This is a genomic window from Blautia fusiformis (assembly GCF_020686995.1).
Classification (GTDB): Bacteria; Bacillota; Clostridia; order Lachnospirales; family Lachnospiraceae; genus Blautia_A; species Blautia_A fusiformis.
Genome location: NZ_JAJEPT010000017.1, coordinates 66703 through 74315, shown reverse-complemented (window position 1 = coordinate 74315; position 7613 = coordinate 66703). Strand labels below are relative to the sequence as shown.

Sequence of the window (7613 nt, the reverse complement as noted above, 5' to 3'; positions counted from 1 at the left end):
GACGTATAGCCTTTAAATGACTTTACAGCTTTGTGGATGCCAAACTGAGGATCTACTTCCAAAAGCATATGAACATGGTCTGGCATGATCTCCATCTCCAGAATGTCTACAGAAAGATTTGCAGCATACTCTGTGAGCAGCTCCTTCAGCCGGACGTCCACACCGTTAATTAATACTTTTCGTCTATACTTTGGACACCATACTACATGGTATTTACAGGAATAGACGACATTGTTGTTTGATTTATATGTTGTGTTCATATTTGTATTATACTATGGTTTATCAGTTAATACAATTACTATTTTGTCCATCTTCAATTACTTGCATAAATTACGATCAGAGTAATCACTACCGTAATAACAATACTGTTTAAAAGAAACGGATAAAATTAAAGTGTGCGTTCATATTGATGTAGTTATCAATGATGAATTTCTGCGGAAGGAGATGATGCTCCAGAGCCATGATCTCCTGATTTTCCTTAAAGGATGAAGCTTCTGATCCGCCAGCACTGGCAAAGCTCCGGGATTTCCGTTACAAACCCTCCCGATACACGCTGTTGATCGTAGCCTGGGCGTGCTCCAGCTCTTTCTTCCGGACGATGGCTTCCCTGTCACTTAAGATCGCCAGCATCTCATCGATCACATCCTCCACTCTGGGACTTGTCACCCTGTATAAATACCCCAGCATCCGTGTAGCTGTGTAATCGGTATTCATATGTTTATAGGCGATTTCCCGGCACAGCTCATCGGGATAGCCCTTATCCTGAAGCGCTCTGTAAAGCTCATCTGTTCTTGTATCTGCCATATGCTCCTGAGATTCCTTTCCTGTTTTTATTATAATTTCGCCAAGCGGATATTCGCGATCCGCTTTCGCTGGTTCCATCCATATTCAGTACAATAAATCGAACATTTCCCTTCCACTCTTCTGCATGATCACAAACGCAACCGCTTCACGATTTATCATCCTCATCCATGCCAGTTTCTTTACCAGCCTTATATATCCCCCGGATCCCCAGGATCAATGTCACGAAAATCCCTGTGATCAGTATCCACACCGGCCACATAGGTGCCGTTCCCAGATTCCCGCTGATCCCGGCATAAAGACATACTCCAATGGATAACAGCTTGATCACAGACATCATTTTTGACGCAATCTCAAAGATATGCTCTCTGTTTTCCTCTGTCACCTCAACTGGATAGTTCCACCACTGTGGAAATCTCTGACAGAACATCAGAAGTGCCAGGATCAGCAGCCCCAAAATCGGCTCCAGAAGAAGGCTGCCCTTCTTTCCATACCGGTCCGGGATCCCATGCGCATTAAAATGGATCGGCACCCTCTCCGGCAGATTTCCCCAGGTGGCCACAAGATACATCACGTACCCAAGGATCATCAAAAAGCAGAGCACATCTGTAATATTCCGCAGTTTTTTCTCAGACATTATCCATCCCCCTTTCATTGCAAAATAAACCCGTCTGTAAATCGAATACTCTCTTTTCTGTATTTTACACACAAATTACCTGCTTGTAAAAGTATTTTGCAAAAAATTACCTTACATAACAATATCTGTTAAGCACTAACGATTGCATACGAAATTTTTATATGATAAAATAGACATGTTGTCCAAAAACATATTTAAGAAAGGGAAAGAAATATGTTAGAAAAAATCTTCAAGCTGTCCGCAAATAAAACGGACGCCAAAACAGAGGTTCTGGCAGGTATCACCACCTTCATGACAATGGCCTATATCCTGGCAGTTAACCCGAACATCCTGTCCGCAACCGGCATGGATTCCGGAGCTGTATTCACAGCTACCGCACTGGCAGCCTTCCTGGGAACGCTGCTGATGGCAATCTTCGCCAACTACCCGTTTGCACTGGCACCAGGAATGGGTCTGAACGCATACTTTGCCTATACAGTTGTTATCGGTATGGGATACAGCTGGCAGTATGCACTGACTGCAGTTTTTGCAGAAGGTATCGTATTTATCGTTCTTTCACTTACCAATGTACGTGAAGCGATCTTCAATGCGATCCCTCTAAACCTGAAATCCGCAGTCAGTGTTGGTATCGGTCTTTTCATCGCATTTGTAGGATTACAGAATGCCAATATCGTGATCGGCGGCTCCACTCTGCTGCAGCTTTTCTCTGTAGATGGCTACAACGCAGCCAAGGGTGTAGAGGCTTCCTTCAACAACGTTGGGATCACCGTTATCCTGGCTCTGATCGGTATCATCGTAACCGGAATCCTGGTTGTTAAAAATGTAAAGGGAAACATCCTCTGGGGTATCCTGATCACATGGGGACTTGGAATCATCTGTCAGTTCGCCGGACTTTATGTTCCGAACCCGGAGATCGGCTTCTACAGCCTGCTCCCGGATTTCAGCAACGGACTCTCTATCCCGAGCCTTGCTCCGATCTTTGCGAAGCTGCAGTTTGACGGAGTTTTCTCACTGGATTTCCTTGTTATCCTGTTTGCATTTTTATTTGTAGATCTTTTTGATACTCTTGGAACTCTCGTTGGTGTCTCTTCTAAAGCAGGCATGCTGGATGAAAATGGCAAGCTTCCTAACATCAAGGGCGCACTTCTTGCAGATGCAGTTGCAACAACTGCCGGTGCAGTTCTTGGTACATCCACAACCACTACCTTCGTAGAAAGTGCTTCCGGTGTATCCGAAGGCGGAAGAACCGGACTTACCGCAGTGACAACCGCCATCTTATTTGGCCTGTCCCTGTTCCTGTCTCCGATCTTCCTGGCAATCCCGTCCTTTGCCACAGCTCCGGCTCTGGTGATCGTCGGTCTGTACATGCTCAGCAATGTTATCAGCATTGATTTCAGCGATATGTCCGAGGCGATCCCATGTTATGTATGTATCATCGCAATGCCGTTCTTCTACAGCATTTCCGAAGGTATCTCCATGGGAATTATCACATACGTAGCCATCAACCTGATCACAGGTAAGGCAAAAGAAAAGAAGATCAGCGCTCTGATGTATGTACTGGCAGTGCTGTTTATCCTGAAATATATTTTCCTGTAAAATATGGCAAAAAAATTCCCGGGCGTTTTGTCCCGGGAGTTTTTTTATTCCAGCAAAATATTTTTATTTCTTCGGCTGATACCGCATATTCGATACATTATAAACCGTGATAAACGCTTTCGGGTCCTCCTGGTTTATAAACTTCATCAGCTTCTGATATTCACCTTTATCTACGATGGTGATGATCTCACGGCGTTTTTCCATGTTATAGGCTCCGATGGCCTCATAGATCGTGGCTCCGCTGTGCAGGTCATGAATGATAAACTGCCTCAGCTCCTCTTCCTTTTTCGTGATGATGCAGACACGCCGCTTGATATTATTGTCAAAAATAAAATGATCCAGAACGATTCCGTTAAAATACGTTCCCAGAATACTTAAGACCACCGTCTTTTTATCATACACAAGCGCCGCGGAAAGTGCCACGCACATACCGGAAAGAGACATGGCTTTTCCAAGTTCCATGTGGAGATACTTATTCATGATCTTCGCCACGATATCCAGTCCGCCTGAGGATGCATTCCTGTTAAAAAGAATGCTAAGTCCCACACTCACTACCAGAATATAACACAGAACATCCAGTTCCTGGCTGTCTGTCATGGAACCGAAATTTGGAAAAATGATCTCAAACAATCCCAGAAACAACGGCAGCATCACACTGGTATAAACCGTCTTAACTCCAAACTCTCTTCCACAGGTAAAAAATCCAATGATCAGCAATACCACATTCAGGATCATGGTAATCGCCGACAGCTGCAGCGGCACAAAGTTGGAAAGCACGATTCCAAGACCGGAAATACTGCTGACCGACGTATGGCTTGGCACTAGGAAAAAATATACCGCCGCTGCAATGATCGCCACTGCCACGGTGAGGATCACGGTTTCCTTAACGATATCCGCATAATTCAGTTTCTTTTTCATGATTTCAGATACTCTTCCCATTCTTTTTCTTTAGCGCCCACCAGCACCTTGTCTTTCCCAACAAGGATTGGTCGTTTCACAAGCATCCCGTCTGTTGCAAGAAGCGCAAGCTGCTCTTCCTCGCTCATCTCCGGAAGTTTATCTTTCAGTTTCATCTCTTTATAAATATTTCCACTGGTATTGAAAAAACGCTTCAGCGGAAGACCGCTTTTTTCCCACCAGGCTTTCAGTTCCTCTGCAGTTGGATTGTCCGTCTTAATATCACGCAACGTATATTCTGCGCCACTCTCATCCAGCCATTTCTGAGCCTTTTTGCAGGTACTGCATTTTGGATAGCATACAAATAACATCTTATGTCCCCCTGTTCTTCGGCAGTAAATACGTAAATTCACTGCTGTCTGTTTTTTTTTGCCTACAGCACAGAATTTTTATAGAACTTTTTCACTGTACTGTCCAGGTTTTATTTTAACATAGACGATGCGGTATTTCTATCCTCTTGTTCCGACCATATCAGCTTCGATTCCTGTTTCATCTCATCCACAATTTTCTCCGCTGCATCCAGATCTCCCTTTGCTTCCAGCTCTGTTAATTCCAGGCTCTTCTTTCTGGCCTCCTCACTCATATAATAAACCTCTGTTACCGTTTCCGGGGTGCTGTCGTCTTCCGGTGATACTTCCTCTGTCTTTTTGGAAAAATCCTGAAGCAGCATGTCATCGCCTTTCAGTTCCAGAGTTCCTGCATATGGCGCGTCAATGGCGTAGACGAACTCTGTTTTTCCATCTTCCGTGTACTGTACTTTCATTCGGTTGATGAGATTATTGGAAGAATACAATCTATTATTTTTTACGTACATTCCGCTATTTTCCAGGGTCATGTATTTTTCGTTGAAATACCAGTGGTTGTAGCCTGCTGCCGCAGCGATGAGTGTCAGGATAACTGCCACTGCTGCTGTCAGCACTCTGCGTATTATTAATTTTCTCCGGATTTTTTTCAGTGCGGCTGCACTTCCGGTATTTTCCGCTTCACCAGCTCTGCGTTGTGCTCCGGAGGCTACAGATGATATCATTTGAGCCTGCTCTTTTCCCTGCTCCTCTTTCATGATCTCCAACATTTTTCTGCATTCCTTACAAGCTTCCATATGCTCTTTTACCAACGCCTGACTGTCTTCACTTAAAATGCCGTCCACATAAGATGGCATCAGATCCTGTATTACATCACATGTGATCCTCATTGCTACAGCTCCTCTCTGATCTTTACTCTTGCACGGTAATAAGTCACCCGCGCCCAGTTTTCACTTTTTCCAAAAAGCATTCCAATCTCACGGAAGGTCAGCTCTCCGAAGGTCCGCAGGGAAAAAACTTCTTTGTACGGTTCCAAAAGTCTATGCAGAACCTTGTGGATCTCCATAGCCTGGCTCCGCTGCGCCAGCTTTTCCTCCAGAAGCTCTCCGCCAGCGCTTTCTGTTTTTTCCAGCTTCTCATCCCCGAGAAGTTGCTTCTTCTGTTTTTTCAGATGATCGTACAACGTATTCTTTGCGATCTGGCAGAGCCACACACGCACATCACAGTCACCCCGGAACTGATCTATCTTTTCCAGAGCTTTAAAAAATGTCTCCTGTGTCACTTCCTCAGCCAGCGATCCATTCTGTGAGATAGAACGGATATACCGATATACAATGTCAAAATATGTCCGGTAAAGTTCCTCTATGTTCATCGGTTTTTCTCTTTCCTCCCTTCTCACTTATAAGACGCACTGATCTCAAAAACGTTACAGAAATCTTTCAAAATTTCGTCCGATATTTTTATTCCGGCGTTTCTTTTAGCACAAACGAAATGCCCGGTATAAAAATACCGGGCACAGCATTGTCAGAATTTTCTTCTGACCTCCTCTTACACTCTGCTGCATACCTTCACATCGTTCCATGCTCTTCATAATATTTCTTTTTTTCCGCATACATAAGATCATCTGCTCTTCTCAGCATTGTCTCAAGCTCCGAAGAGCTTTCCTCCCAGACAACACCAACAGAAACACTGATCCTTTTGGCAGCAATGCTGTCACAGATATCCCGAACCTTACTCCGAAAAATCTTCTCATCCATATCAAAACAGATGAGTACAAATTCATCGCCACCTACCCGGTAAGCATTTTCCGGCAGAATCGCAAGCATGGAACGCGCTGTATTTATGATCAGCCTGTCTCCGGCCTCATGTCCGTAAAGATCATTCACCCGTTTCAGACCATTGATATCAATATATGCTACGCCTGTTTTTATCACTGTTTTTGCCTGCATGCCTTCCAGAACCTGAATATACCTGTTCCTGTTATACAAGGTCGTCAGCATATCACGGTAACTCATGTACTGCAGACACGCCTTACGCTCCTTGGCTTTCAGGCTGTCCGTTAAAAAATACTGTATGGATGACAGCAACGTATGATCCTCATAATGCAGTCTCGGATTATCTACCCCGAGAAATCCTATGATCTTTCCGTCACTGTTTAAAGGAACGGCCAGCAGCCTGGTAATGTCCTGCATCTTCAGAGTCTCATAATACGGCTGCCCCTGCTCCTCCTCAATATCCGGAATATAATACAGGCCATTTTTCCGAAAGCTGTCCATCCAGATATCCAGCATTTCCATGGGAACCTCCTGAAGATTATCCTTCTCAGCAGTCACTCCGTTCATGGCATACTCATAGGTATTTGTACAGACATTCCTCTTTTCATCGATCTGAACAATATAACTGCGATCTCCGTCAAAATACCCGCTGATAATACGCAGCAGATTGGAGATCGCCGCATCTTCATCTTCTCCTGATATCAGCTCTGCAATGCATTTATTCAGTATCGTTGCGATCTCAAGTCTTTCCTTTATCTTGCCCTCTCTGCTTATCAGCTGATACATTTCCTGATTCAGCTCCGTCATCGTCACGATAAACATAATGATCATGGAAATACCAACAGAAAAATCGATCAGCGACATTCCATACCTGAATGCCTGCACAGCTGCCGCCACTGCCGGAAGTACAATGCATGACAGCATAGAAAACAGGAGCTTCCTGCTGACTCTCTTTTTGTACTGGAGCAGAAGCGTAAGATCAATGAGCAAGCCTGCTGCCGGAAGAAGAATTGACATAATATATAACGGTGCCCGATGGTAATAATTATCCACATCTATGTAATAATACCAGTGAGTAAACTGCGAGATCACCACAAAAACAGCCCCTGCGGCAGCAATAACATATCCGGCTTTTACTCTTTTTAATGTTCTCCGCTCCCTCTTCGAAAACAGATAAACACACACATAAATGTGAAAACACAGCAGGACTACGTCACTTAAAAGGAATACGAGAAAACTCGAAATACGGACCATCACACTGCCCGGAACTCCGGGATATCCGCTGAAAATATGCGCCATGGCATCCATCAGCAATAACATGGAAGCAAAACTCTCCATCAGGATAAGATACCGACGCTTTTCCCTGTCATAATTACTGCTCAGAAATATACATATTGCAGCTATGGCACAAAATACACATCCCCATATAAGTATCGCTACCTGCAGTACTTTTTCATCCAGCATAAAAAACACTCCTCACATTCGTCACTTACAATAAGTATTACACTTTACCGTGTAAAAGTCAACCTTCCAAAAAAATCCCGG

9 protein-coding genes are annotated in these 7613 nt (G+C 44.2%); 1 reads left to right on the top strand and 8 read right to left on the bottom strand.

What is annotated here, in order from left to right:
• The 3 genes from tnpA to LKD46_RS13945 all read right to left on the bottom strand — a co-directional run.
• Positions 1–260: IS200/IS605 family transposase (tnpA, locus tag LKD46_RS13955; RefSeq protein WP_227574259.1), on the bottom strand; the 260-nt coding region annotated here is incomplete at its 3' end.
• A gap of 271 nt (positions 261–531) precedes the next feature.
• On the bottom strand, positions 532–804 hold the full coding sequence (locus LKD46_RS13950) for a hypothetical protein (RefSeq protein WP_059086966.1): 273 nt from the start codon (positions 802–804) through the stop codon (positions 532–534).
• A gap of 145 nt (positions 805–949) precedes the next feature.
• Positions 950–1438, bottom strand: coding sequence for a DUF1648 domain-containing protein (locus LKD46_RS13945; protein WP_173740140.1), 489 nt, complete (start codon positions 1436–1438; stop codon positions 950–952).
• Positions 1439–1651: 213 nt separating this feature from the next.
• On the opposite strand from LKD46_RS13945, the gene LKD46_RS13940 reads away from it, so the two are divergent.
• Entirely contained in the window at positions 1652–3034 is a 1383-nt protein-coding gene (locus LKD46_RS13940; protein WP_015526334.1) for an NCS2 family permease, read from the top strand.
• Positions 3035–3097: 63 nt separating this feature from the next.
• Here the strand turns inward: LKD46_RS13940 and LKD46_RS13935 are convergent, their stop codons facing one another.
• The 5 genes from LKD46_RS13935 to LKD46_RS13915 all read right to left on the bottom strand — a co-directional run bounded on the left by LKD46_RS13935 (position 3098) and on the right by LKD46_RS13915 (position 7532).
• Complete coding sequence (locus tag LKD46_RS13935; protein ID WP_015526335.1) at positions 3098–3952, bottom strand: YitT family protein; 855 nt, start codon at positions 3950–3952, stop codon at positions 3098–3100.
• Entirely contained in the window at positions 3949–4302 is a 354-nt protein-coding gene (locus LKD46_RS13930; protein WP_015526336.1) for an arsenate reductase family protein, read from the bottom strand. The genes LKD46_RS13935 and LKD46_RS13930 overlap by 4 nt, the downstream gene beginning before the upstream one ends.
• 110 nt (positions 4303–4412) lie before the next feature.
• Positions 4413–5183 carry a zf-HC2 domain-containing protein gene (locus tag LKD46_RS13925; protein ID WP_114002854.1) on the bottom strand — a complete coding sequence of 257 codons (771 nt, stop codon included), beginning with the start codon at positions 5181–5183 and terminating at the stop codon, positions 4413–4415.
• 2 nt (positions 5184–5185) lie between these two features.
• The gene (locus tag LKD46_RS13920; protein ID WP_227574258.1) at positions 5186–5665 is read right to left on the bottom strand and encodes an RNA polymerase sigma factor; all 480 of its coding nucleotides are present in this window, start codon (positions 5663–5665) and stop codon (positions 5186–5188) included.
• 196 nt (positions 5666–5861) lie between these two features.
• On the bottom strand, positions 5862–7532 hold the full coding sequence (locus LKD46_RS13915) for a diguanylate cyclase (RefSeq protein ID WP_227574257.1): 1671 nt from the start codon (positions 7530–7532) through the stop codon (positions 5862–5864).
• Between the last annotated feature and the right edge of the window lie 81 nt (positions 7533–7613).